Consider the following 23,302-nt stretch of genomic DNA (forward strand, 5'->3'; position numbering starts at 1 on the left):
TTTTCCTGCCGGACCGGAGATCCCTCTTGAGCGCACGCGAAACCGCATCGGCCGCCCCGACCAGGCCGGGCATCTTCATCCAGGTCATCGTGGCAACCCTGGCCGGCATCCTCCTCGGGCTGTTCGCACCGCATCTCTCGCTGTCCTGCCGATGGCTGACCGACCTCTTCCTGCGGCTCATCCTCATGATCGTGGGGCCGCTCCTGTTCTGCATCGTCGTGACCGGAATCACAGGAGCAGGCTCGCTCGGCTCCGTCGGGCGGCTCGGGAGCCGTTCCCTGATCTATTTCGAGGCCATGACCACACTCGTTCTGCTTCTCTCCGTCGGGGCCGCCCTGCTGATCCATCCGGGGCGCGGCATGAACTATACGCCGAGCGCGGAAGATGCCCGGGCCGTCGCCAGCTATGCGGCAAACGCCCATGCCCTTCACGCCCAGGGTTTCACGGGTTTCATCCTGAATCTCGTCCCCCGGTCGCCGGTCGCGGCGTTTGCGGAAGGCAATATCCTCCAGATCCTGTTCTTTGCCGTGCTTCTGGGCTGCTGCCTCTCACGTCTCGGCGAGACCGGCGCGCCGGTCACCCGGCTGATCGAGAGTCTCTCTACCCTGTTTTCCCGCATGATGCGGGTCATCATCGCGACCGCGCCTCTGGGCGTCTTTGGCGCGGTCGCGACCACCGTCGCCGAATACGGGCTCGATGCGATCATTCATCTCGCAAGCTTCGTCGTTCTCTATTTCTCCGCGATCGGTTTTTTCATCGTGGTCATACTGGGCGGTCTGCTGGCCCTGTGCGGTCTCAATCCCCTGCGCTTCGCCCGCTATTTCCGCGAGGAGATCCTGATCGTCACCGCAACCACGAGTTCCGACTCCGTTCTGCCGAGCATCATGGCAAAGCTCGAAGCGCTCGGCATGACGCGTCAGGTCGTGGGACTCGTGGTTCCGGCCGGCTACAGCCTCAATCTCGATGCGCTCTCGATCTATCTCGGCTTTGCCGTCGTGTTTCTGGCAGAGGTCACCCATACCCCCCTGACCGTGACCCAGATCCTGTCCATGCTGGCCACGGCGCTCATCACCTCCAAAGGCGCGCACGGGGTTCCGGGCATCGCGATCGTGGTGCTTGCCGCCACCCTGGCGGCGGCGCCGTCGATCCCGCTCTCCAGTCTCGTCCTGCTGATTGCGGTGGACTGGTTCAGCGGCATTGCCCGGGCCGTGGGCAATCTCGCCGGAAACTGCGTGGCACCGGTCGTCATCGCCGCCTGGGAGGGGTCGCTCGACCGGGCACAGGCCCGTCGGGTAATGGAACAGGCAAACTCCTGAGACACAAGGCCCGATACGCCCCCGCCATGACCGATCCGAACCGATACGCCGCCCCGATTCTCGCGCGCGCCTGCCAGAAGAGACTGGAACAGGCCGGAGCCGCTCCGCAGGATGCTGCCCAGACCGTTCGTGCCCTCCTGCACGGTTCGATGCTCGGCACGGACAGTCACGGCGTCCGGCTGATCGGCTATTACGCCGACATGCTGGAAAACGGAGGGGTGAACCGCCATCCGGACAGGCATTTCGTCCGGACCGCACCGGCTACCGGACGCTACGATGCGGATTTCGGTCTGGCCCATGCGGCGTCCTACGACGCCATGGATCATGCGGTCGCCCTCGCCCGTCAGAGCGGAATCGGTGCCGTCACGGTCCATCGCTCCACCCATTACGGGGCAGGAGGCGCCTATGCCCTGCCTGCGGCAGAGCAGGGTTTCGTCGCTCTGGTTCTCAGCAACTCCGATCCGGCCGTGGCCCTGGCCGGAGGGCGCGGCGCCTTTCACGGCACGAACCCGATCGCGATGGCGGCGCCGGTGCGCGGCCGCAGGCCGTGGCTGCTCGACATGGCGACCTCCTCGATCCCGTTCAACCGGGTGAAGCTGTTCCGCAGTCTCGGCCTGACTCTCGATCCCGATGTCGCACTCGACGAGGAAGGGCATCCGACCCGGGACGCGCATCGTGCCCGGGTTCTCCAGCCACTGGGCGGCACGGCATTCGGACATAAGGGCGCGGCACTGGCAGGCGTGGTGACGATCCTCTCCGCGATCCTGTCGGGCGCCGATCCCGACCCGGTCATGGCCTCGACCTCGGACGCCCAGACAGGCCGGGCGCGGCAGAATGTCGGCCATATCATGCTGGCCATCGATCCCGCCCGTTTCATAGGGCAGGAGGCCTTCGAATCCGAAATGGACCGCTATCTCGCGCTTCTGCACGAATCACCCGGAACCGAAGCGGCGCACCCTCCGAGAGCCCCCGGCGATATCGAATGGGCGCATTTCGACGCACGCAGCGAGCACGGCATTCCGGTGGATCCGGATACGGAGCGGTTTCTCGGGCTTTCCCCCCGGAGCGAATGACGTTCCGCCCCGGGGCAGGAGCGCTCCCGGAAGAAGAGCTCCGGGGGAAGAGCCTAGGGGGGGGAGCCCTATCCTGCCTTCGTCCGGCGCCTGTCCCACAAGCGCAGCCCGCGCAATGCCAGATCGGCAATGCCGGGCAACAGACGAGGCTGCATCAGAGCGGGATCGAAAGCGGTCATGCGGCGGGCATTCTCGCGATAGCAATCCTCGACGAACCCGCGAAAGGAAAAGCCATCGAGAAAGAGATTGGTCTGGGTCACCGCGAAATCATGGCCGTCATTGGGCTGCTGCCCGCGACGTACCATACCGAGCAGGCGCCCGAGAGCGCGCATGTAGAAGCGGAAGGATTTGGCCGAACGCCGCGCCCGTCCGAGGCCACGGCGTTTTTCCCTCCAGGCCATATAATTGATGAAGAACACGATATGCCGCGTCTCTTCGAACATCAGAACGTCGAAGATCTCGAACATCGCCTCCGGAAGAAACTGCGACTGGCGGGCGCTCTTGAACGCCCCGAAACCGAGAAAGGCATCGAGACATTCACCGAAACCGAAATCGATGAACGCGGTTTCGAGATCGGCGGGGAAGCGTTCGATCGGCTGTTTGCGCGCATCGAGCCCGTAACGCTCGATCATGACGCGTATCAGCTCGGCATGACGTGCTTCCTCATACCCCTGGAGACGTACGGCTTCGCGAACGACAGGGTCGGAGATCTGGGGCGTGAAGGCATCGACGATCGCCCCCGCCCGGCGCTCCGTATGATAGACCTCCTGCCAGAAGGGAACGGCGCGGAGCCGGGCCAGCTCCTCTTCGGTCAGCTCGGGCCAGGGCAGCGTTTCAGGATCGAAAACCTGATGCGTGTCGAGAAATTGCTGACAGAAATAATGCTTGTGGTCTTCCGAACCCGGCTCGATCGCACTCATGCAGTCACGGGCTGCTTCGAACCGAGGCGCGACCGCAGAGCACCCGATGCCTTCTGCCACAGGCGATAGGCGCCCAGACCCGTCTTTACCAGATTCGGAGCAGTGGTCGGCCGCAACAGGCGGTGATCGTACCCCGAAAAGCGCCGGTCGTTCTCGTCCAGACAGAGCTGCATCAGCTCCGGCAGGGCGATATCCATATCCGTCATGTCCTTCGCACCGGTGACGGTGAAATTGTTGTCCTGGGTGTGCTCGTTGCCCTCGGCATCGATCGAGCGCGCCAGATCCATGCGCTCATAGGCGAGGAACGCCCAGACGCCCAGAACGCGGGCTTCGAACCAGGGACGCTTCCACCAGGGCATCGTCGCGCGATGCCAGGCGAGCCAGTTGGCGAAAAGCAGGATGTGACGGCACTCTTCCTGCATGACAGGCTCGAAGGTCTCGATCAGCTCCATCGGGAAAAGTCCGGCGCGTTCGGCGAGGGCGAACAGACCGAACGCGAAGAAGCTGTCCACGCATTCCGAGAACCCGGTGACGAGATAGGCCCATTCCGTGTCTTTCGGCTCGATATAGGGCGGCTCGGGTGCCATCGGGATCTTGTAGGCCTCGACGAGCTTCGAAAGCACTTCCTTGTGCCGGTTTTCCTCCCAGGCATTGCGACGCAGCGCGTCCTTCATGTCGGGATCGTCGATCATGTCGGCATAGGCCGCCATGCGCAGACGGGCCTTGCCTTCCGTCTGCACGGCAATGTCCCAGATCGGCAGGGAGGTGATGCGGTGCAGGGTCTGCGGATCGAGCGCGGGCCACTCGATCACGGACGGCTTGTAGGGATTGAAAGTCTCGCGGAACATGTCGGCCACGGCACGCTTGTGCTCCTCCGTGCCGGGCTTGAGAGGCCCGGGAATGGAGCTGCTCCAGTGACGTGCCTCGAAATCGGCCTTCGCCAGAGTTTTGTCCGACGGCGCATCGGGGAGATGGCTGTACAGCGCTTCAAGACGTGACATGAACGCGTGTCCTCTTCTTTATTCCTTGATGTCGCTCATTCTGGTGACGACGCGCGAAACGAGCCCGTAGGCAATCGCCTCCTCGGCGGACATCCAGTAATTGCGATCTGTATCCTTGGCGATCTTCTCGTAAGGCTGGCCGGTCTCGCGGGCAAACAGCCGGTTGAGGCGTTCGCGCATCTTGATGATCTCGCGCGCCTCGATATCGATATCGGTCGCAGGCCCACGCACGCCGCCCATCGGCTGATGCAGCAGGAAGCGCGTGTTGGGCAGACACAGCCGACGCTCCGGACGACCGGCCGCAAAGATCAGCGCCCCTGCGGAAGCTACCCAGCCGGTTCCGATCATGTTCACCGGTGCGACGGAATCGACAAAGCGGATCATGTCGTGAATCGTGTCGCCGCTCTCGACATGACCGCCGGGCGAATTGACATAGATATCGATCGGCTTGTCCGACGCCCCGGCGAGGGCAAGCAGGCGGCCCGTCACATCCCGGGCGACCTTGTCGTTGATTCCGCCGAAGATCAGCACCTTGCGCTGTTCGAACAGCTTGCCCTCGAGCTCCGCGACAGGCGCGTTCAGGGTCTTGTTGTCTCCCGGCTCCGTCGGCTCCGGCCCGTTGGGCTCGGGCACGTCCGGCGCGTGGGGATCGGGCTCGTCATCATCGAGGCGCGGTGCGAAACGGGTGGGATCCTTGGGCGTCGTGCCACGCATGCTTGTCTTCCTATGTCCGTGCAGCATGTTCATTGCCACTATGTTGCGCCTCCCATGCCCCGCTCACAAGAGGCCCCCGTGTTTTTGCTGTAGATCAAGCGCCGCGAGACTGGCATCTCGCCAGCTGCGACGAGACGCGTTACTCTCGCTTCGCATTGTCGTCCGGCGCGGACGAAACGGATCGGAAACAGGCCGGGTCTGAAACACGCCGGGTCTGAAACACGCCGGGTCTGAAACATGAGGATCGATCGGAAGATATGCGAAAAACAGGCTGGCTGCACACGGGCCTCGCCGTGACGGGCATGATGACACTGGCAGGGTGCGGGCAGAGAGATGCCGTCGATACGGTCGGCAACTGGTATCACCAATATCAGGGCGGCGCGATCGCGCAACAACGCCCCCCTGCCCCCGGTGCGCATGATCCGTATCCCCATGTCGGGCTGACGCCGACAAACGCTGTGGATCTTCCGAGTCCGCAGGCGCGTCAGGCCCTTACCGATCGTCTCGTCATGCAGCGCAATTACGGACAGAGACTGGCTGTGGCCGATGGCTCCCTCGCGATCGAGACCCCGCCCCCACCGCCCCGGCCGAAAACCACGGGCGACACGGACGGGTCCGGATCGTCCATGAGCGTCGTCGCCGCCGGACAGCACGATGGCCAAAGCGGGCGGGGCCAGAGCGGGCGGGGCCAGAGCGGGCCAGATCAGAATGGGCAAGGTTCCGGCGGGGGCCGCGCTCCCGGCGGAAATGCCGCATCCGGCGGGGCGGATGCCTCCGTCGTTGCGCAGCAGGGCACGCAGGACCGGGCGCAGGACACGGCCCTTCCAGCCGTGACGCGCTTCACGCCCCCTCCGATCAAACCGGGCGAGCTTCCGCAGATCCCTCCCTTGCCGCCCGAGGCTCCCGGATTCCCCGGGTTTTCGATCCCGCGCGACGCCTCCCTGCCCGACCCGGTAAGACCGGCCTACGATCTGAGCGATCCGCACGGCACGCTCATCCGGTTCGGTCAGGCCTCCGATCAGATCCAGCCCGGTCAGGACGGTGCGTTCGGAGCTGCCCTGCGGGGCCGCGGGCCGCACGATCCCGTTTACGTGCGCGGTTTCGGTGAGATCACCTCTTTCCGCCCCTCCGAACAGGCGGCCGGGCTTCGGCTCGGCCTGCTTCGCGCCCGCGTCGTCGCGCAGAGCCTCATTCTTCACGGTGTCCCGGCCGACTCCCTGCGCCTGAGCGCAGCGCCGCTGGGTCGCGGCGCGAGAATTGACCTGAAGCCGTATTGAGGGCGGTTCCGCCATCGGGGAAATCGCGTTAGGAAGATTATCGGAGCCATGCCGGCTTCGATAACTTTCTTTCAACCCTGTGCCCCCGAGCCGAATATGACCGAAGAGTTCCACCGCATTCGTCGCCTGCCGCCCTATGTCTTCGCCGAAGTCAACAAGGCCAAGGCCGCGGCCCGAGCGCAGGGCGAGGACATCATCGATCTGGGCATGGGCAACCCCGACAGCCCCACGCCGCCGCATATCGTGCGAAAGCTGGTGGAGACGGTCGCCGATCCGCGCAGTCATCGCTATTCCGTCAGCCGGGGTATCCCCGGATTGCGCCGCGCGCTGGCCGGGTATTACGAACGCCGCTTCGATGTCGGGCTGGACCCGGAAACCGAGGTGATCGCGACCCTGGGATCGAAGGAGGGTCTGGCCAATCTGTCCGCGGCCATCACGAGCCCGGGCGATACGATTCTCGTGCCGAACCCGTCCTATCCGATCCACCAGTTCGGCTTCATCATCGCGGGCGCCTCCGTGCGCTCCATCCCCGCAACGCCGGACGAGGACATGCTGCGCGCGCTCGAGCGCGCGGTGCGTCATTCCGTGCCCAAGCCTACGGCGCTGATCGTGAATTTCCCGTCCAATCCGACGGCGTTCACGGCATCGCTCGATTTCTACAAGGAGCTGGTCGCATTCGCCCGGCGCGAACAGATCTGGATCATGTCCGATCTCGCCTATTGCGAGATCTATTTCGGCGACGAGCCGCCGCCCTCGATCCTGCAGGTGCCCGGCGCGAAAGACATTGCCGTGGAATTCACCTCGCTTTCCAAGACCTACTCCATGGCGGGATGGCGGATGGGATTCGCGGCAGGCAATCCCCGCCTGATCCAGGCGCTGACCCGGATCAAATCCTATCTCGATTACGGCGCGTTCACCCCGATCCAGGTCGCTGCCGTGGCGGCTCTGAGCGGACCGCAGGACTGCGTGAGCGAGATTCGCGACATGTATCGCGAGCGTCGCGACGTGCTCGTGCGCGGCCTTCATGCAGCAGGCTGGGACGTGCCCTCGCCGCAGGGCTCCATGTTCGCCTGGGCACCGATTCCGGAGCGATTCGCCGAAATGGGCAGTGTGGATTTCAGCAAGCTTCTCCTCAGGGAGGCCGGCGTGGCCGTGGCCCCGGGACTGGGATTCGGTGAATATGGCGAAGGATTCGTCCGGATCGGTCTGGTCGAGAATACGCAGCGGCTGAGGCAGGCGACACGCGCGATCAGAACCTTTTTCAACAAACATGGCGTCAAACAGGCAGAGGCGGTTTCGTGAACGGTCAAACTCTTCATCTCGGTATCGCCGGTCTCGGCACGGTCGGCGCCGGTGTGGTCCGTCTCCTGCGCGAGAATGCCCAGGCGATTACCGCCCGGGCCGGTCGCGCCATCGAGGTCGTTGCGGTCTCTGCGCGTGACCGCACGCGTGACCGCGGCGTCGATCTCGAGGGGCTGACCTGGCATGACGATCCTCTCGCCCTCGTATCCGACCCGCAGGTCGATGTGGTGCTCGAGCTCATCGGCGGTGCCGAAGGCACGGCGCGGGGTCTGGTCGAGGCAGCCCTGAAGGCGCGCAAACCGGTCGTGACCGCCAACAAGGCGCTGCTTGCGATCCATGGGGCCGAACTCTCTGCCCATGCCCGGGAAAATGCCACCCCGCTGCTTTTCGAGGCGTCTGTTGCAGGAGGCATTCCCGCGATCAAGCTCGTGCGCGAGGGACTGGCCGCCGATCGTCTGCTGAAAGTGGGGGGTATCCTCAACGGGACCTGCAACTACATCCTGACCGCGATGCGTGAATCGGGGCGGAGCTTCGACGCGATCCTGAACGAGGCCCAGGCCCTGGGTTATGCCGAAGCCGATCCGTCCACCGACGTCGATGGCTGGGACGCGGCGCATAAACTGGCCATTCTGGCCGGTCTGGCATTCGGACAGCCCGTTCGCTTCGACTCGCTCCATGTCGAGGGCATCCGCAACATCGCCGCCTGCGACCAGGCCTTCGCCCGGGAGATGGGCTATCGCATCAAGCTGCTCGGCCTGGCCCGGCGCACGGAAGAGGACGGTATCGAAGCCTGGATGCGCCCCTGCATGATTCCGCATTCCGCGCCGATCGCCAATGTGGACGGCGTCTTCAATGCCGTGTCGACCGAAGGGTCTTTCAGCGGTCCCATGCTCATAGAAGGGCGCGGCGCCGGCGCCGGGCCGACTGCGAGTGCGGTTGTCGCGGATGTGATCGATCTCGCCCGCGGCACGACCCTTCCCGTATGGGGCATGGCGCCGAAAGCGGCGATTTCCTGTGCGCCACGCACAGCCCTGCGCGGGCAATACTACCTCCGCCTTCTGGTGCAGGATCGTCCGGGCGTCGTGGCAGACATCACGGCTGCCCTGCGCGAGTCCGGGGTCTCGCTGCGTGCGCTCTCTCAGCACGGCGCCGAACCCGCCGCGTCGGAAGATTCGACCAGCCCTGCGCAGGCCGCCTCACACAGCGTTGTACCGCTCGCTCTGGTCACGCATGAAACCAGCGAGGCGGCCATGCTTTCCGTCCTGGAGGCCCTGGAGCCCCTCGAAAGCGTCATGGGTGCACCGCTGCTCATGAAAATCGAGACTGTGTGATGTGGCAAAAGCGGCTCATACCGGCATAACAGGGCGTATCGCAGTCCCGGTGTGAGCCGGGTGGAAGTACGAATAGGAAAACCGGGATGCCTTTTTCGCCGAAATACAAAGTGACGGATCGCAACCTCGCACTCGAACTCGTTCGCGTGACCGAGGCTGCGGCCATCTCGTCATCGGCCTGGACGGGCCGTGGGGAAAAGAACGAGGCTGACGGTGCGGCCGTGCAGGCCATGCGGGCCGCTTTCGACACGGTGGCGATCGAGGGGACGGTCGTCATCGGCGAGGGCGAGATGGACGAGGCGCCGATGCTCTATATCGGCGAGAAGGTGGGCGCTGGCGGCCCGAAAATGGATATTGCCGTCGATCCCCTCGAAGGCACGAATCTCTGCGCCAAGGACATGCCCAATGCGATGACCATGGTGGCCCTGGCCGAGGGCGGCAATTTCCTGCACGCCCCCGATATCTACATGGAAAAGCTGGTGGTCGGCCCGAACCTGCCGCCCGATCTCATCGATATCGACGCGCCGATCGAGACCACGCTCCGTGATCTCGCGAAAGCGAAAGGCAAGGATATCTCGGCACTCACCATGTGTGCCCTCGACCGCGAGCGGCACGAGGAGCTGATCGCCCGCGCCAGGGAAGCCGGCGCGCGTGTTATGCTTCTCACCGACGGTGACGTGGCTGCTGCCATCGCCGCCTGCATGGATGAGAGCCGCGTCGATATCTATGCCGGATCGGGCGGCGCGCCGGAAGGCGTTCTCGCTGCTGCGGCCGTGCGATGCGTGGGCGGTCAGATGCAGGGCCGCCTTCTTTTCGAGGACGAAAGCCAGGTCGAACGTGCAAGGGAAATGGACCCGGGCAAGGACCCGACCCGCAAGCTCGGCCTGCACGACATGGCGCGCGGCGACGTGCTCTTTTCCGCGACGGGCGTAACGACCGGCACGTTGCTGCGCGGCGTGCGTTTCTACGGCCCCACGGTCGCCCGGACCCACTCGATCGTCATGCGGTCGAAATCGGCTACCGTCCGCTTCATCGAAGGGCGTCACGATTTCTCCACCAAGACATGGGCAGGTCACTGATCTCCCCTTATAACGGGGCGCATGTCCGATGCGCCCCGCCAGTTTTCCCCGGCCCCTGCCGTTCTCGACGTTCTTGAAAGCGGTAGTTCGCGACGGTGGATCTGGCGCGATGAGGGTCTGGCCGAGGAAAACAGCCGTCACAGCCTTGCTCTTGCGCAACGTGCCGGCATTCCGGAACTTCTGGGACGTATTCTCCACACCCGCGGCATAGATCTCATGCGGGCCGCCCAGTTTCTCGACCCGAAATTGCGGGACTGGCTACCCGATCCTTCATCTCTGCAAGGCATGGATGCGGTTGCAACGCGTCTGGCCGACGCGGTTCAGGCCAAAGAGACAATCGGCATTTTCGGCGATTACGATGTCGATGGTGCCTGCGGAACCGCATTACTGGCGGAGACGCTGGAAGAACTCGGCTGCCCGGTCCTGCATCATATTCCGGACCGGCAGAAGGAGGGATACGGACCGAACGGGCCCGCCCTCGCCGCGATGCGCGAAAAAGGCGCGACGCTTCTCATCTGCGTCGATTGCGGCACTGCTGCGGTGGCCCTTCTGAGTGAAATGGCGCTCTCGGGCGATATCGTCGTTCTCGACCATCACAAACCTGACGGCGCCATTCTGCCCGCGTGTCTCGTCGTCAATCCGAACCGTCTCGACTGCCAGTCCGGCCTCGGTCATCTCTGCGCGACCGGCGTGGCCTTTCTGACCATGATCGCGACCTGCCGGAGTCTCCGCCATCTCGGCTGGTTCGGCACACATGCCGAGCCCGCTCTCATGCGCAAGCTGGATCTGGTCGCTCTGGCCACGATCTGCGATGTCATGCCGCTTCGCGACCTCAACCGGGCCCTCGTCGCACAGGGTCTGCGCATTCTGGGGCGAGGCGAACGCCTCGGGCTGGCGACTCTGGCCTCGGTCGCCGGGGTCAGGGAGACGGCCAGCGCCATGGCGTGCGGTTTCGCACTCGGCCCGCGCATCAATGCGGGCGGACGTATCGCACAGGCCGATCTCGGCGTGCAGCTCCTCCTTTGCGACGATGCCTTCACGGCGCGTGCGCTTGCTGAAAAACTCGACGAGATCAATCGCCAGAGGCAGAGCGTCGAAGCCGATATTCTCACTGAAGCGCATCGGCAGGCTGAGCAGCAGCTGGAATCCGGTCATGCCGTCCTCTTCCTCCATGGCGCGGACTGGCATCCCGGGGTGGTGGGCATCGTCGCCGGACGTATCCGCGAGCGCAGCAACCGGCCTGTTCTCGTCGGCGCGAGTCAGGACGGGGTTCTCAAGGGATCGGCCCGCTCCGTACCCGGGCTCGATATCGGTGCCGCGATCATCGCTGCCCGTCAGGCGGGTCTGATCCTGACGGGAGGCGGTCACGCCATGGCGGCCGGATTTGCTCTTCAGGAGGACGGAATCGAGGCCTTCCACCGGTTTCTGGACGAAAAGCTCGCCGCGGCCCTGACACGCCCCCGTCACGACGCTCTGTGCATAGACGGGATCGTGAGCCTGCGCGGCGCGACACCTGAAATCGCGACCCAGCTCGCCCGGCTCGGCCCTTTCGGGCCGGGAAACGACGAGCCCGTCATCGCGATCACCCGGGTTCGCGTCGTCAAGTCCGAGCGCATCGGCAGGGACGGCAATACGCTGCGTGTCGTCCTTCAGGGCGAGGACGGAGGCCGGTTGCGCGGTCTCGTCTTCCGTGCCGCGGACAAGGCTTTCGCCGCAGTTCTGGAAGACAGGGCAATGCCGGTCCTGCATGTGGCCGGACAGCTCCGCTGCGAGCAATGGCAAGGGCGGGACATGCTGAGTTTCTTTATTTTGGACGCCGCCACACTTTAGGGTTGACCCCCAAAGCGCGCTGGGATACTCACCCGCTCACGCCTCCAGTCCCGTTCGTCTAGAGGCCTAGGACACCGCCCTTTCACGGCGGCAACACGGGTTCGAATCCCGTACGGGACGCCACGGCATTGACCGCAGTTTTCTGCGGGATGCAGCCGGTTAGAAGCAAAATCCTGATTTACCAAAATATCGGTTTCGCGCCATTCCTGAGCCAGTCAGGAAATACTGGCTCTTCGGTATCAGGGGCTTCGCATGAGCGAATCAGAAAATTCAGGCATCGGTCCGTCCACAGGTAAACCGCTCCCCAAGCACGTCTGATGCCGTGGACCCGGCCGATATCGGGCAGAAAAATGGTCGATGGCAAACGCCTGAGAAAGACCTTCGCATCCTCAGCTCTGGCTCGTCGCTGGCTCACTGAAAAACGCGCCGAGGTCGATCTGAGGCAGTTCAACGACACATCGTCCCTCGACAGGACACCTCTCAGACGATTGGTGGAACGCTATCGTGACGAATGCGTGACCCACCGCGCGGTTAGCGTCCTGTCGGGAATATTGCGTGAGTAAAAATCGATGCGCCTGTTCGTGACGGGGCCAACTGGCAGTGGGAAGTCAACACTGGCTGCAAAACTGGCTCAGAGGACAGCTGTACCGCTGTTCCCGCTCGATGAAATCCACTGGGTCCGCTGTCTCTCTGGGGATAGGCGGCGCGATCCTGCTGAACGCCTGTCCATGCTCGGAGAGATCGTGCAGCTCGATGCCTGGGTCATCGAAGGCGTGCAGTTCAGGTGGACTGATATAGCGATGGAACGAGCAAACCGTATCGTCATTCTCGATCCTCCACGTTGGCGCACCATAACGCGTATCCTGCGCCGTTTCGTCAATCGCCGACGCTTTTCCGGGGCGGGACACCGCGGAACGGTAAAGGCTCTATTGGAGGAGCTGCGTTGGTCTGCCGACTACTACGGTCATGAACGCAGGATGCTGTTCGATACGATTGGACAATGGTCCGATAAGATCATCGTCGTACGTGACGACAAGGGCGAACGCGCTTTGATCGAGGCTGTATCAGAGACTGCGTGAAGTCTTCGCTAAATCGGTACTGTCTGTCGCAGATTTCAGGATCAGTACGACGGCCACGCGTTTATACTGTCGGCTCCATTTCCATGGTCAATCTTGCGCGGACACTCGGCTGCTCCCCATTGCGGACCAGGAGTTCCTGAGTGGCATCCTGCGCTCCACCCTGCTTTCGTTTTCTCATTTTTCCGGAAGCAGGGGGCAGGCCGCGTATTGGCGGAAGAAGGGACGGAAAGCGCCTCTCAGAAACCGGAGCTGCGGGTTTCAGTATTCCCGTGGCGCAGCCCGTCCGCGCTTGATCCCCGCACGATGGGATTTGCCATCCATCCGGCGCGCGCGCGCCGCTCGTCCCGGGCGCGTGGGTACCCGGAACGCCGGACGGTGGGCGGCCTCGCGGATCATTATCGCCAGACGTTCGATCGCGTCCTCGCGATTGCGGATCTGCGTGCGAAAGCGTCGGGCCGTAATGACGATCACACCATCACGCGTTGCCCGATTACCGGCGATCTCAAGCAGGCGCACGCGCACCCGTTCGGGCAGGGACGCGGAACGCGCGGCATCGAAACGTAGCTGTGCTGCGGTTGCAACCTTGTTGACGTTCTGGCCGCCGGGCCCGGACGCCAGAATATAGCTGACTTCAAGCTCACTGTCGGAAAGGGACAGGCCGGGGAGGATGGGAATTGCCATGTCGCGCTCCATAGCATATCGCGCCGCGAAATACCCGCATGTGCCAAGCATGAAGCTGCCAAGCGCCTGCATGAAGAGGTCGATTACAGGGGTGGCTCCATCCGTTCGGACAGTTTGACGGGCCTGACAAGCTATAGCCGGTCGTTGTCATGCTGCCGCTTCGACGGCGTTGCTGTTGGCCCTCTGGTCCGGGATCAAACCCCGGACCAAAGGGCGTCGGCGCGTCGTGATACGCCCCATCGGGCGTTCGTCCAGCCAAAGACGAATGCGGACGCTTCCCGTTGTTATGCGCGATCCATGCCGCAAGGCCGGTCCGCAGTTCCGATCCGGTGTCAAAGACGTGGAGATAGACGCATTCATATTTGAGCGACCGCCACAGGCGCTCGATGAAGACGTTGTCCAGCCAGCGGTCGCGCTGCTCCTGGCCGGCACGGATCACCTGCGCAATCCCGGCCGCTACCTGCCGATGCTTCCGGGCTTCGTGCCGTGGCCGAGCGGGACGGTCGCCTTCACCGGCCTGTGCGAGATCGCGGGCGCGATCGGGCTGCTCCTCCCACAGACGCGGATGCTCGCCGGCTGGGCGCTGGCACTCTATTTCGTCTGCGTTTTCCCGGCGAACGTCAGGAATGCGCTTCAGGGCCTCGAGGCCGCCCATTTGCCCTCGGCACAATGGTATTACTGGTTCAGGCTGCCGTTTCAGCCGCTTGCGATCTGGTGGGCCTGGCTTGCCGGCGGTGCCATCCGCTGGCCCTTCCAGGCATAAGCGGGCGCCATCGCCCTTGCTCCGGTGACGCCGGACGCGGCCTGCCCCACTCGCTCGCGGCACCAGCATCAGGCTGCCCGTGGTCTTTCCCGTCTCCAGCGCATGGTGCGCCTGCGCGGCGTGCCTCAGCGGATATTCGTGAACGACCGTAATCCATCGATCTCCCTCGCTGCTGATCGCGGGATCGGACGATCCCGACAAGCGCTTACTCATGAAAACAGGTCATGACGCCATGCGCTCCGGCCCGGGTATCTCCGATGAGGGTCCTCCCCTAATCTTTCTCTTCGATATGACGCCCGCCCGTCCGAGCGAAGAGGAACGATCAACGATGTCCCCCGCCCCCCAGACAGACCATACCGGGGACAGACCAGCCTGCTGGGGTGGGGTGTTCGCCATGTCGCTCTGTGTCTTCGCGCTGATCGCATCGGAGTTCATGCCGGTCAGTCTCCTGACGCCGATCGCCTCGGACTTTCATGTCAGCGAAGGGCAGGTCGGGCAGGCCATCACCGCCTCGGGTGCCCTCGCCGTTCTCACCAGCCTGTTCATTTCCTCCATCGCTGGCGGACTCGATCGCAAGACGCTTCTCCTGATCCTCACGGTTCTCATGGCAGCATCCGGGACACTCGTCGCTGTCGCACCCGGCTACGGATCCTTCATGATCGGGCGCATGCTGATCGGAGTCGTGATCGGCGGTTTCTGGTCTCTCTCGGGCGCTGTCGCGATGCGCCTCGTCCCTGGGGCAGAGGTCCCGAAAGCCCTCGCCATCTTCAATGGCGGCAATGCTCTGGCCACGGTCATCGCCCCGCCCGCAGGGAGCTTTCTGGGTGCGATCGTCGGATGGCGCGGCGCGTTCTTCTCGCTCGTGCCGATCGCCGTCATCGTTTTCTTCTGGCAATGGATCAGCCTGCCCTCGATGAGCGCGCCGAACCGCTCGAAAACCCGTCATGGTCTTGCCGTGCTGCGAAACCCGATCGTCGCAACGGGGATGGCGTCGATCGGACTTTTCTTCATGGGGCAGTTCACGCTTTTCACCTATGTCCGCCCCTTTCTGGAGAGAACCACGCGCGTCGACGTCTCCACCCTCTCCTTCATCCTTCTCGGGATCGGTATCTCGGGCTTTCTCGGCACCTGTGTGATCGGCTTCTTCGTCAGAAACCGGCTCTACCGGACCCTGATCGTCATACCGGCCCTGATGGCAGGAATCGCCCTGACCCTCACCGCTTCCGGTCACGATCTGGCTCTGACTGCGGTCATGCTGGGATCGTGGGGGCTGATCGCGACTGCTGCACCGGTCGGATGGTGGACCTGGCTCGCCCGTGCTCTGCCTCAGGATGCCGAGGCGGGCGGCGGTCTGATGGTTGCCGTCGTCCAGCTCGCCATTACTCTCGGTGCGATGACCGGAGGAGTTCTCTTCGATTTCGGCGGATATCGGACGACCTTCTCCGCCAGCGCCATTCTTCTGGTCCTTTCTGCCGTTTTCGCATCATGGACCGCGAGGAGAGATCGGGACGATGCCCGGCCTGCGGCGTGATCGCTCCCTCAGGCTGACGCGAGACGCAGACGGCGCGCAGGCGAAATATCCCCCCTCCGAAGAGGGGGCAGCGCCTTCGCAACGAGAGGATTGCGGGCAGACGATGATGTGAACCGGCGATGACGGGGAATATCAAACCGGATGGAAGCGGACCCGCAAGCGCCTGTGCCGGGTTCCGGATCTGCTCCCCTGTCTCCCTGTTTTCGGCATAAGCCAGTCTGCCTTGCGATAACGGTCGGACAGGAAACCGACGATGTATGTCGTCACTCAACTTGTCGCCCGGTCTCCCCGATCGCACTGTCCGCGTGGTTTCGAATGGTTTGTCCCACAGGCGGGCTGCCGGGCGCCCGGACGTCAGCCCGACGACATCGTCATCATGGACGCGCCCCGCCTCACATGAACTTCCACGCGCGCAAGGTCACACGGGATCGAGCGCGGGAAGGGCGAGATCCGTACCGATGCTGTTGATCAGCGCGCCGGAGGCGATGAGCGCATTGGCGGCCTCGATATCCGGCGTGAAAAGCCGGTCCTGTGCGAAGAAAGGAACGACATCGCGCAGCAAACGGGCCGCAGAGACGAGCGGAACCGAAGAGGCGAGCGGCGCAAGGAAGTCGAGCCCCTGCACGGCAGAGAGATATTCGATGCCGAGGATCGTACGCACGTTCTCGTTGATATCGCCGACACGCCGTGCGGCAAAGGTCGCCATCGAGACGTGATCCTCCTGATTGGCAGAGGTCGGGAGACTGTCCACGCTGGCGGGATGGGCGAGGGTCTTGTTTTCGGAGGCGAGCGCCGCCGCCGTCACCTGGGCGATCATGAATCCCGAATTGACCCCGCTGTCATCGACGAGAAACGGCGGCAGGCCGCTCATGCCGGGATCGACCAGCAAGGCGAGACGACGTTCCGCAATCGCCCCGATCTCGGAGACGGCGATCGCCATGAGATCCGCAGCGATCGCCACGGGCTCCGCATGGAAGTTCCCGCCCGAGATCATCTCGTCCGTTTCGGGAAAGTGGATCGGATTATCGGAAACGGCATTGGCCTCGATCAGCAGGACCCGGGCAGCGTGACGGAGGGAATCGAGTGCAGCGCCCATCACCTGAGGCTGGCACCGCAAGCAATAGGGATCCTGAACCCGCTCGTCATCGCTCTCATGGGAGGCCCTGATGGCGGAGCCTTCCATGAGGCTGCGATAGATTGCCGCACATTCGATCTGGCCTTTCTGGCCGCGCAGTTCATGCAGGCGCGGGTCGAAAGGCGCGTCCGTGCCCCGCGCCGCATCGAGGGTGAGAGCCCCGGTAATCAGGGCGCTGCGATGCAGCGTCTCGGCCTCGAACAGGGCCATGAGTGCGAGGGCGGTCGATGTCTGGGTGCCGTTGAGAAGCGCCAGCCCCTCTTTCGGCCCCAGCTCGACCGGAACGAGTCCCGCACGATCGAGCGCAACCGCCCCGGGAAGGCGCTCGCCGCGATAGAAAGCCTCTCCCTCGCCGATGACGACGGCCGAGAGATGGGCGAGAGGGGCGAGATCGCCGGACGCGCCGACCGATCCCTTTTCCGGGATGACGGGAATGACGCCGCCATTGAGCATATCGATCAGAAGGCGCACGACCTCGAAGCGCACGCCGGAAAATCCCCGTGCCAGACCGTTGGCCTTGAGCAGAAGGATCAGGCGCACGACAGGCGCAGCCAGTGGTTTGCCGATACCCGCAGCATGGCTGAGGACGAGATTGCGTTGCAGATCGCGCAGTCTATCGTCGGGGATACGGGTTTTGGCGAGTTTGCCGAACCCCGTATTCACCCCATAGACCGCCTCTCCCCCCGCGACGATACGCTCGACCGAACGCGCCGCCTCACGCAGACGGGGTTCGATCCCGGGCGCGAGCGTCACCGGAGGGGCTTCCCGGAGGAAACGGCGCAGAAAGGGAAAATCGAGGGTTCCGGGAGTCAGAACGAGAGGAGAGGTCATGAGCGTATCCGCAGGGAAAATCAGTTTTCGGTCAACATGGGCAGGGTCAGCCCGGTTTCACGCGCGCAATCCCGCGCGATTTCGTATCCGGCATCGGCATGACGCATGACCCCTGTCGCGGGATCGTTCCAGAGAACGCGCCCGAGCCGTTCCGCCGCCTCGTCCGTGCCGTCCGCCACGATCACCATACCGGCATGCTGGGAGAACCCCATTCCGACACCGCCGCCATGATGAAGCGAGACCCAGGTCGCACCCGAGGCCGTATTGAGCAGCGCATTCAGGAGCGGCCAGTCCGAGACCGCATCCGATCCGTCCTGCATCGCTTCCGTCTCGCGATTGGGGCTGGCCACCGAACCGCTGTCGAGATGGTCGCGACCGATCACGATCGGCGCCTTGAGCTCGCCCCTGGCCACCATTTCGTTGAAGGCGAGACCCAGACGATGGCGATCGCCTAGGCCGACCCAGCAGATCCGGGCCGGAAGCCCCTGGAACATGATTTTCTCACGCGCCATGTCGAGCCAGTGATGCAGATGCGTATCGTGAGGCAGCAACGCCTTCACCCGGGCGTCGGTCCTGTAGATATCCTCCGGATCGCCGGACAGGGCGGCCCAGCGGAACGGTCCGATACCCCGGCAGAAAAGCGGGCGGATATAGGCCGGCACGAAACCCGGAAAGGCGAACGCATCCGCGCAGCCGACCTCGAAAGCCATCTGCCTGATATTGTTTCCGTAATCGAATGTCGGAACGCCCATGCGGTGGAACGCGATCATGGCCTCGACCTGAAGACGCATGGAGTCTTTCGCCGCGCGCTCGACGGCAGAAGGATCCGTCACCCGCATATGTGCCGCATGATCGAGCGACCAGCCTGCCGGGAGGTAACCGTTCAGCGGATCATGCGCCGAGGTCTGATCGGTCACGGCATCCGGACGGATTCCGCGACGCAACAATTCGGGAAAGATCTCTGCCGCATTGCCGAGCAACCCGACCGAAACCGGTCTGTCCGCCTTGCAGGCCGCATCGATCCATTCGAGCGCCTGGTCGAGGGAATTCGTGCTGCGGTCGAGATAACCGGTCTCCAGACGTTTCGCGATGCGGCCCGGCTCGCATTCCACCGCGAGCATCGAGGCTCCTGCCATGACGGCGGCAAGAGGCTGGGCGCCGCTCATGCCGCCCAGACCGCCGGTCAGGATCCATCGTCCGCGCAGCGAGCCGCCATAGGACTGACGCGCCATCTCGACGAATGTCTCGTACGTGCCCTGAACGATGCCCTGACTGCCGATATAGATCCAGGATCCGGCCGTCATCTGGCCGTACATCATCAATCCGGCCCGATCGAGTTCGTTGAAGCGCTCCCAGTTCGCCCAGTGGGGAACGAGATTGGAATTGGCGATCAGGACGCGCGGGGCATTCTCATGCGTGCGAAAGACACCCACCGGCTTTCCCGACTGCACGAGAAGGGTCTGATCGGACTCGAGCGCCGTCAGGGCACTGACGATCCCGTCATAGCAGGCCCAGTTGCGCGCCGCCCGGCCGATCCCGCCATAGACCACAAGCTCCGAAGGCTTCTCCGCAACCTCGGGGTCGAGATTGTTCATCAGCATACGCAGGGCGGCTTCGGTCTGCCATGACCGCGCCGTGAGCGCGCTCCCGCGTGCAGCGCGAACGACCCTGTCATTGCGCCTGAGCCGTGCGTTGTCGGGGGGAGGCGAGGCCGGACGATCGGAAGACGACGCTCTTTCAGTCATGGGTTCGATGCCCTTCACATGTATATACATGTGAAGGTGCGTCAGGGACGAATGTCCTGTCAACCGGAAAACCCGCTTGCGCGAAAAAGCTCGGTCATCGAGCGCCGGATGTGTCCGGAAACGGTCGCGCGACCGGGGCTTACGGCCTGTAGCGTCCGACGAAACTGTAGCGGCTGCCGGAATAGGTGAAGATGCCTTTCATCACCACACGTCCGCCGACCCAGGTGCGACGCATGAGTTGCAGGCAGGCTTCGGGTTCGTCCAGCTCGAGCAGCGCGCAGATTTCGACGCCGGGCGTGATCGCGAAAACCACATGCTCTATCTCTTCCGGCTGCGCGATCGCGGAGAGATGGCGGTGGGGATGCGCGAGCGTGAAGTCCTGGGTGAGATAATCGGGCGCGAAATGGGGCGAGACGAAACGCTCCTCGACCTGGAGCGGCGTATCGTCCTCGTAATGAACGATGATCGAGTGATAGAGCCGTGCTCCGGGGCGCTGGCCGAACGCCATGGCGAGATCGCTATCCGCGCGGATCGCGTCGAGTGTGACGATGCGCGTGGTGTGTTTGTGACCGTTCGAGACGATATCCTCGGCGATATCGCGCAATTCGAGCAGTTCGACGCGCTGTGCGGGCTCGGCGACGAACGTGCCGACGCCCTGTGCCCGGGTGACGACACCATCGGCCGTAAGCTCGCGCAACGCGCGATGGACGGTCATGCGGGAGACGCCCAGAAGCTCGACCAGCTCGCTCTCGGAGGGCAGACGGTCGCCCACGGCCCATTCGCCCGTCTCGATTCGCGCAACAATATAGGATTTGACCTGTTCGTACCGTGCCTCTGGCCGTACCTCTGGCCGTGCTGCTGGCCGATCCCTGCCGGAAATAATGGTCACCCGCTTTTCGCCTCTCTCTCTGGTCGCGCCGCTTTTCTATACTGCCAAAGGGGGCGATGTAATCCGCGCGCATGACGGTTCCGGATCCGGAATACCGGCAAAAATACGCCCGACGGGCTGGATACCGCCAATCCAGTACGCCAGCTCGTGCGGCGCTGCGACATCCCACAATGCCATATCCGCCGCCAGACCCGGGGAAAGCGCGCCGCAGCCGCTTTCCAGACCGAGCGCACGCGCCGCGTGACGGGTATGCCCCTCCAGAGCCTCGATGGGGGTCAGTCGAAACAGCGTGCAGCCCATATTCATGACGGCGGTGGGCGACAGAAGCGGAGACGTCCCGGGATTGCAGTCGGTCGCAAGAGCCATGGAGACGCCATGCGCACGAAACAGGCCGACCGGCGGCGTGCGCGTTTCCCGCACGAAATAGAAGGCGCCCGGCAAAAGCACGGCGACCGTTCCCGCCCTGGCCATCGCTTCTGCACCCCGGGCGTCGGTATATTCGACATGATCGGCCGAAAGCGCGCCGAAACGCGCAGCAAGCGCGGCGCCTCCCAGATCGGATAGCTGGTCTGCATGCAGCCTCACCGGCAGGCCGAGCGCGTGCGCCGCAGTAAAGAGACGCGCGATTTCCGCCGGGCTGAAAGCGATCCTTTCGCAAAACCCGTCCACACTATCGGCCAGCCCCGAACGGGCGATTTCGGGCAGGATATCCGTGCAAAGCGCCTCGAGATAGGCATCGCGCCGTCCCTCATATTCGGGAGGCAGGGCGTGAGCCCCGAGGAAACTCGTGCGGACACGCAAGGGAAGCATACGCGCGACGGCCCGCGCCACGCGAAGCTGCTTGAGCTCGTCCGCCAGGGTCAGCCCGTATCCCGACTTGATCTCGACCGTCGTCACGCCGCCTGCAATGAGCCGGCGCGCGCGCCCGAGCGCCATCTCCAGGAGAGCGGCTTCGCTCGCCTTGCGCGTCTCGCGTACGGTCGAGAGAATACCGCCGCCGCGACGGGCGATCTCCTCATAGGAGACGCCCTCGAGCCGTTCGGCGAATTCGGCGCTGCGATCGCCGGCATAGACCAGATGCGTATGGGGATCGATCAGCCCCGGCGTCATCCAGCAGCCACCGCAGGAGACGACATCCCGCGCCAGCGTCTCCGGACGGTCCGGAAGCGCGTCGCGCCGGCCGACCCAGACGATCTTCCCGTCCGAAGCGGCGATCGCTCCGTCCCGGACGATTCCGAGACGGTTTTCATCTTCCGCGCCCGCTTCGGGACAGAGCGTTGCGAGATGGACATCGATCCAGATCCTGTCCCACATGCGCTCGCCCCGCCTTTCATTCTTGACCCGACATATCTATACATGTCTAGTTGTCGTGAATTCAACGCGCAACGATTTTCATGACCCGAGGGGAAGGGAGAGCCGTCATGTCCCCACAGGATCGAACCCGTTTCCTCTTCGCTCGTCAGGCCCTGCTTCCCGGTGGGTGGCGCCACAACGTGCGTCTGTCGATCGCCGACGGGCAGTTCGTGCGTATCGAGGCCAACAGCGCGCCGGAACCGGGCGATACGCGCTGCGCGATCGCACTGCCTCCCTTGTCGAGTCTGCATTCCCACGCCTTTCAGCGCGCAATGGCCGGGCTTGCGGAATCGCGGCGCGATCCGGCCGATTCCTTCTGGACCTGGCGACGACAGATGTATGCCCTTGCTGCGCGCATCACCCCGGACGATATGCGCGCCATTGCGGCCCAGCTTTATCTGGAGCTTCTCAAATCCGGCTTCACGCAGGTCGGGGAATTCCATTATCTCCATCGCGCGCCCGACGGCTCTGCCTATGACACCCCTGCCGCCATGGCGCTCGCGCTCGTCGATGCCGCCCAGGAGACGGGAATCGGCATCACGATCCTGCCGACCCTGTATCGCCACGCGGGTTTCGGGCGAGCCCTGGCACCGGAGCAGAAACGGTTTGCAAGCACGCCGGACTTCATCGCCGGTATTCTGGAGACGATCGCAGCACGTCACGACGCGGATCCGCGGATCCGTCACGGGCTGGGCCTGCACTCCCTCAGAGCTGTGGACAGGGAGAGCCTCTCGCATATGCTCTCGATGGTCGGGGCGGATATTCCGGTTCATATCCACGTGGCGGAGCAGAAACGCGAAGTCACGGAGTGTCTGGACTATCTCGGACGCCGCCCGGTCGCCTGGCTGCTCGACGAGGCGCCCGTCGATTCGCGCTGGTGCCTCGTTCATGCGACCCATCTGGATGAGGACGAAACGCGACGCCTCGCGGCATCGGGGGCCACGGCCGGACTGTGTCCCGTGACCGAGGCCAATCTCGGAGACGGGTTCTTCCCGCTCAATGCCTATGTTTCGCAGGGCGGTCGATTCGGAATCGGTACGGACAGCAACTGCCTCCCCTCGGCGGCGGAAGAACTGCGCCTGCTCGAATACGGACAGAGACTGACGGCCCGGAAGCGCTGCTGCGCGCTTCCGTCGGACATGCTGGGTTCGGTCGGACGCTATCTCTATGACAGCGCCCTCGAGGGCGGAACCCGGGCCTGCGGCCATGCAGGCGGCAGGATCGCCCCCGGAACCAGGGCCGATCTCTGCATCCTCGACGAAGCGGCGATGGCGCTTCCCGATCTCGAACAGGATGCGATTCTCGACGGGATGATCTTCGCATGTCCGGTCGTTCCCGTGCGCGACGTGATGGTCGCGGGGGAGTGGGTCGTTCGGGACGGATATCATGCCGGTCAGGACCGGATCGCCGCAGCCTTTCGCGAAACCGTCCGGCGTCTGCGCAGCTGACAAG

20 protein-coding genes, 1 tRNA gene and 1 pseudogene are annotated in these 23,302 nt (G+C 63.9%); 13 read left to right on the forward strand and 9 right to left on the reverse strand.

Features of this window, described 5'->3' with window-relative positions:
* Positions 1-26 precede the first annotated feature (26 nt).
* Together SSA02_RS09080 and SSA02_RS09085 are read left to right on the forward strand one after the other, a co-directional pair.
* Positions 27-1,316 (forward strand): cation:dicarboxylate symporter family transporter, encoded by a 1,290-nt coding sequence (locus SSA02_RS09080; RefSeq protein WP_147093756.1) that lies wholly within the window; start codon positions 27-29, stop codon positions 1,314-1,316.
* 26 nt (positions 1,317-1,342) lie between these two features.
* Positions 1,343-2,389, forward strand: a complete 1,047-nt coding sequence (locus tag SSA02_RS09085; RefSeq protein WP_147093757.1) for an Ldh family oxidoreductase — start codon at positions 1,343-1,345, stop codon at positions 2,387-2,389.
* A 68-nt stretch (positions 2,390-2,457) separates the two neighbouring features.
* Here SSA02_RS09085 and SSA02_RS09090 read toward each other — a convergent pair whose 3' ends face one another.
* From SSA02_RS09090 to SSA02_RS09100, 3 genes are read right to left on the reverse strand one after another with little or no spacing between them, the layout of a single operon-like run.
* Positions 2,458-3,309, reverse strand: a complete 852-nt coding sequence (locus SSA02_RS09090; protein ID WP_147093758.1) for a hypothetical protein — start codon at positions 3,307-3,309, stop codon at positions 2,458-2,460.
* On the reverse strand, positions 3,306-4,310 hold the full coding sequence (locus tag SSA02_RS09095; protein ID WP_147093759.1) for a ferritin family protein: 1,005 nt from the start codon (positions 4,308-4,310) through the stop codon (positions 3,306-3,308). The genes SSA02_RS09090 and SSA02_RS09095 overlap by 4 nt, the downstream gene beginning before the upstream one ends.
* 18 nt (positions 4,311-4,328) lie before the next feature.
* Positions 4,329-5,024 (reverse strand): ATP-dependent Clp protease proteolytic subunit, encoded by a 696-nt coding sequence (locus tag SSA02_RS09100; RefSeq protein WP_147093760.1) that lies wholly within the window; start codon positions 5,022-5,024, stop codon positions 4,329-4,331.
* Between the two features lie 257 nt (positions 5,025-5,281).
* Between SSA02_RS09100 and SSA02_RS09105 the strand changes: the two genes are divergently transcribed.
* The 8 genes from SSA02_RS09105 to SSA02_RS09140 all read left to right on the forward strand — a co-directional run bounded on the left by SSA02_RS09105 (position 5,282) and on the right by SSA02_RS09140 (position 12,922).
* Positions 5,282-6,301: an OmpA family protein gene (locus SSA02_RS09105; protein WP_147093761.1), complete on the forward strand. Its 1,020-nt coding sequence runs from the start codon at positions 5,282-5,284 to the stop codon at positions 6,299-6,301.
* 96 nt (positions 6,302-6,397) lie between these two features.
* Positions 6,398-7,603 (forward strand): LL-diaminopimelate aminotransferase, encoded by a 1,206-nt coding sequence (locus SSA02_RS09110; RefSeq protein ID WP_147093762.1) that lies wholly within the window; start codon positions 6,398-6,400, stop codon positions 7,601-7,603.
* A complete protein-coding gene (locus SSA02_RS09115) occupies positions 7,600-8,934 on the forward strand; it encodes a homoserine dehydrogenase (RefSeq protein WP_147093763.1) in 1,335 nt (444 codons plus the stop codon). Before SSA02_RS09110 ends, SSA02_RS09115 begins: the two co-directional genes overlap by 4 nt.
* Positions 8,935-9,020: 86 nt before the next feature.
* Positions 9,021-10,013 (forward strand): class II fructose-bisphosphatase, encoded by a 993-nt coding sequence (glpX, locus tag SSA02_RS09120; RefSeq protein WP_147093764.1) that lies wholly within the window; start codon positions 9,021-9,023, stop codon positions 10,011-10,013.
* A 21-nt stretch (positions 10,014-10,034) separates the two neighbouring features.
* Positions 10,035-11,843 (forward strand): single-stranded-DNA-specific exonuclease RecJ, encoded by a 1,809-nt coding sequence (gene recJ, locus SSA02_RS09125; RefSeq protein ID WP_147093765.1) that lies wholly within the window; start codon positions 10,035-10,037, stop codon positions 11,841-11,843.
* Between the two features lie 47 nt (positions 11,844-11,890).
* Positions 11,891-11,966: transfer RNA gene (locus SSA02_RS09130), tRNA-Glu, on the forward strand.
* A 227-nt stretch (positions 11,967-12,193) separates the two neighbouring features.
* Positions 12,194-12,406, forward strand: coding sequence for a hypothetical protein (locus tag SSA02_RS12930; protein ID WP_246103795.1), 213 nt, complete (start codon positions 12,194-12,196; stop codon positions 12,404-12,406).
* Positions 12,407-12,412: 6 nt separating this feature from the next.
* Positions 12,413-12,922 carry a P-loop NTPase family protein gene (locus tag SSA02_RS09140; protein ID WP_147093766.1) on the forward strand — a complete coding sequence of 170 codons (510 nt, stop codon included), beginning with the start codon at positions 12,413-12,415 and terminating at the stop codon, positions 12,920-12,922.
* Positions 12,923-13,180: 258 nt separating this feature from the next.
* Here SSA02_RS09140 and arfB read toward each other — a convergent pair whose 3' ends face one another.
* Both arfB and SSA02_RS09150 read right to left on the reverse strand, forming a co-directional pair.
* Positions 13,181-13,603, reverse strand: a complete 423-nt coding sequence (gene arfB, locus SSA02_RS09145; protein WP_147093767.1) for an alternative ribosome rescue aminoacyl-tRNA hydrolase ArfB — start codon at positions 13,601-13,603, stop codon at positions 13,181-13,183.
* Positions 13,604-13,750: 147 nt separating this feature from the next.
* Positions 13,751-14,018 (reverse strand): annotated as a pseudogene (locus SSA02_RS09150) (integrase core domain-containing protein); the annotation flags it as partial.
* A 51-nt stretch (positions 14,019-14,069) separates the two neighbouring features.
* Between SSA02_RS09150 and SSA02_RS09155 the strand changes: the two are divergent.
* Positions 14,070-14,366 (forward strand): DoxX family protein, encoded by a 297-nt coding sequence (locus SSA02_RS09155; RefSeq protein ID WP_246103796.1) that lies wholly within the window; start codon positions 14,070-14,072, stop codon positions 14,364-14,366.
* A gap of 328 nt (positions 14,367-14,694) precedes the next feature.
* A complete protein-coding gene (locus SSA02_RS09160; RefSeq protein WP_147093769.1) occupies positions 14,695-15,897 on the forward strand; it encodes an MFS transporter in 1,203 nt (400 codons plus the stop codon).
* A gap of 418 nt (positions 15,898-16,315) precedes the next feature.
* On the opposite strand, the gene hutH is transcribed toward SSA02_RS09160, so the two are convergent.
* The 4 genes from hutH to hutI all read right to left on the reverse strand — a co-directional run bounded on the left by hutH (position 16,316) and on the right by hutI (position 21,811).
* Complete coding sequence (hutH, locus tag SSA02_RS09165) at positions 16,316-17,863, reverse strand: histidine ammonia-lyase (RefSeq protein ID WP_147093770.1); 1,548 nt, start codon at positions 17,861-17,863, stop codon at positions 16,316-16,318.
* 20 nt (positions 17,864-17,883) lie between these two features.
* Positions 17,884-19,608 carry a urocanate hydratase gene (hutU, locus tag SSA02_RS09170; protein WP_147093771.1) on the reverse strand — a complete coding sequence of 575 codons (1,725 nt, stop codon included), beginning with the start codon at positions 19,606-19,608 and terminating at the stop codon, positions 17,884-17,886.
* A 139-nt stretch (positions 19,609-19,747) separates the two neighbouring features.
* Complete coding sequence (hutC, locus tag SSA02_RS09175; protein ID WP_246103798.1) at positions 19,748-20,497, reverse strand: histidine utilization repressor; 750 nt, start codon at positions 20,495-20,497, stop codon at positions 19,748-19,750.
* Between the two features lie 36 nt (positions 20,498-20,533).
* Entirely contained in the window at positions 20,534-21,811 is a 1,278-nt protein-coding gene (hutI, locus tag SSA02_RS09180) for an imidazolonepropionase (protein WP_147093772.1), read from the reverse strand.
* 107 nt (positions 21,812-21,918) lie between these two features.
* Here hutI and SSA02_RS09185 point away from each other — a divergent pair, with 107 nt between their 5' ends.
* A complete protein-coding gene (locus SSA02_RS09185; protein ID WP_147093773.1) occupies positions 21,919-23,298 on the forward strand; it encodes a formimidoylglutamate deiminase in 1,380 nt (459 codons plus the stop codon).
* Positions 23,299-23,302: the final 4 nt, after the last annotated feature.

Origin of the sequence: Swaminathania salitolerans (assembly GCF_007988945.1) — a bacterium.
Classification (GTDB): Bacteria; Pseudomonadota; Alphaproteobacteria; order Acetobacterales; family Acetobacteraceae; genus Swaminathania; species Swaminathania salitolerans.

Bases quoted from the DNA above. Each gene is read 5' to 3' on its own strand.
- SSA02_RS09085 (WP_147093757.1), top strand. From the start codon at position 1,343: ATGACCGATCCGAACCGATACGCCGCCCCGATTCTCGCGCGCGCCTGC.
- SSA02_RS09090 (WP_147093758.1), bottom strand. From the start codon at position 3,309: ATGAGTGCGATCGAGCCGGGTTCGGAAGACCACAAGCATTATTTCTGT.
- SSA02_RS09095 (WP_147093759.1), bottom strand. From the start codon at position 4,310: ATGTCACGTCTTGAAGCGCTGTACAGCCATCTCCCCGATGCGCCGTCG.
- SSA02_RS09100 (WP_147093760.1), bottom strand. From the start codon at position 5,024: ATGCGTGGCACGACGCCCAAGGATCCCACCCGTTTCGCACCGCGCCTC.
- SSA02_RS09105 (WP_147093761.1), top strand. From the start codon at position 5,282: ATGCGAAAAACAGGCTGGCTGCACACGGGCCTCGCCGTGACGGGCATG.
- SSA02_RS09110 (WP_147093762.1), top strand. From the start codon at position 6,398: ATGACCGAAGAGTTCCACCGCATTCGTCGCCTGCCGCCCTATGTCTTC.
- glpX (WP_147093764.1), top strand. From the start codon at position 9,021: ATGCCTTTTTCGCCGAAATACAAAGTGACGGATCGCAACCTCGCACTC.
- recJ (WP_147093765.1), top strand. From the start codon at position 10,035: ATGTCCGATGCGCCCCGCCAGTTTTCCCCGGCCCCTGCCGTTCTCGAC.
- SSA02_RS12930 (WP_246103795.1), top strand. From the start codon at position 12,194: ATGGTCGATGGCAAACGCCTGAGAAAGACCTTCGCATCCTCAGCTCTG.
- SSA02_RS09140 (WP_147093766.1), top strand. From the start codon at position 12,413: ATGCGCCTGTTCGTGACGGGGCCAACTGGCAGTGGGAAGTCAACACTG.
- arfB (WP_147093767.1), bottom strand. From the start codon at position 13,603: ATGGCAATTCCCATCCTCCCCGGCCTGTCCCTTTCCGACAGTGAGCTT.
- SSA02_RS09155 (WP_246103796.1), top strand. From the start codon at position 14,070: ATGCTTCCGGGCTTCGTGCCGTGGCCGAGCGGGACGGTCGCCTTCACC.
- SSA02_RS09160 (WP_147093769.1), top strand. From the start codon at position 14,695: ATGTCCCCCGCCCCCCAGACAGACCATACCGGGGACAGACCAGCCTGC.
- hutH (WP_147093770.1), bottom strand. From the start codon at position 17,863: ATGACCTCTCCTCTCGTTCTGACTCCCGGAACCCTCGATTTTCCCTTT.
- hutU (WP_147093771.1), bottom strand. From the start codon at position 19,608: ATGACTGAAAGAGCGTCGTCTTCCGATCGTCCGGCCTCGCCTCCCCCC.
- hutI (WP_147093772.1), bottom strand. From the start codon at position 21,811: ATGTGGGACAGGATCTGGATCGATGTCCATCTCGCAACGCTCTGTCCC.
- SSA02_RS09185 (WP_147093773.1), top strand. From the start codon at position 21,919: ATGTCCCCACAGGATCGAACCCGTTTCCTCTTCGCTCGTCAGGCCCTG.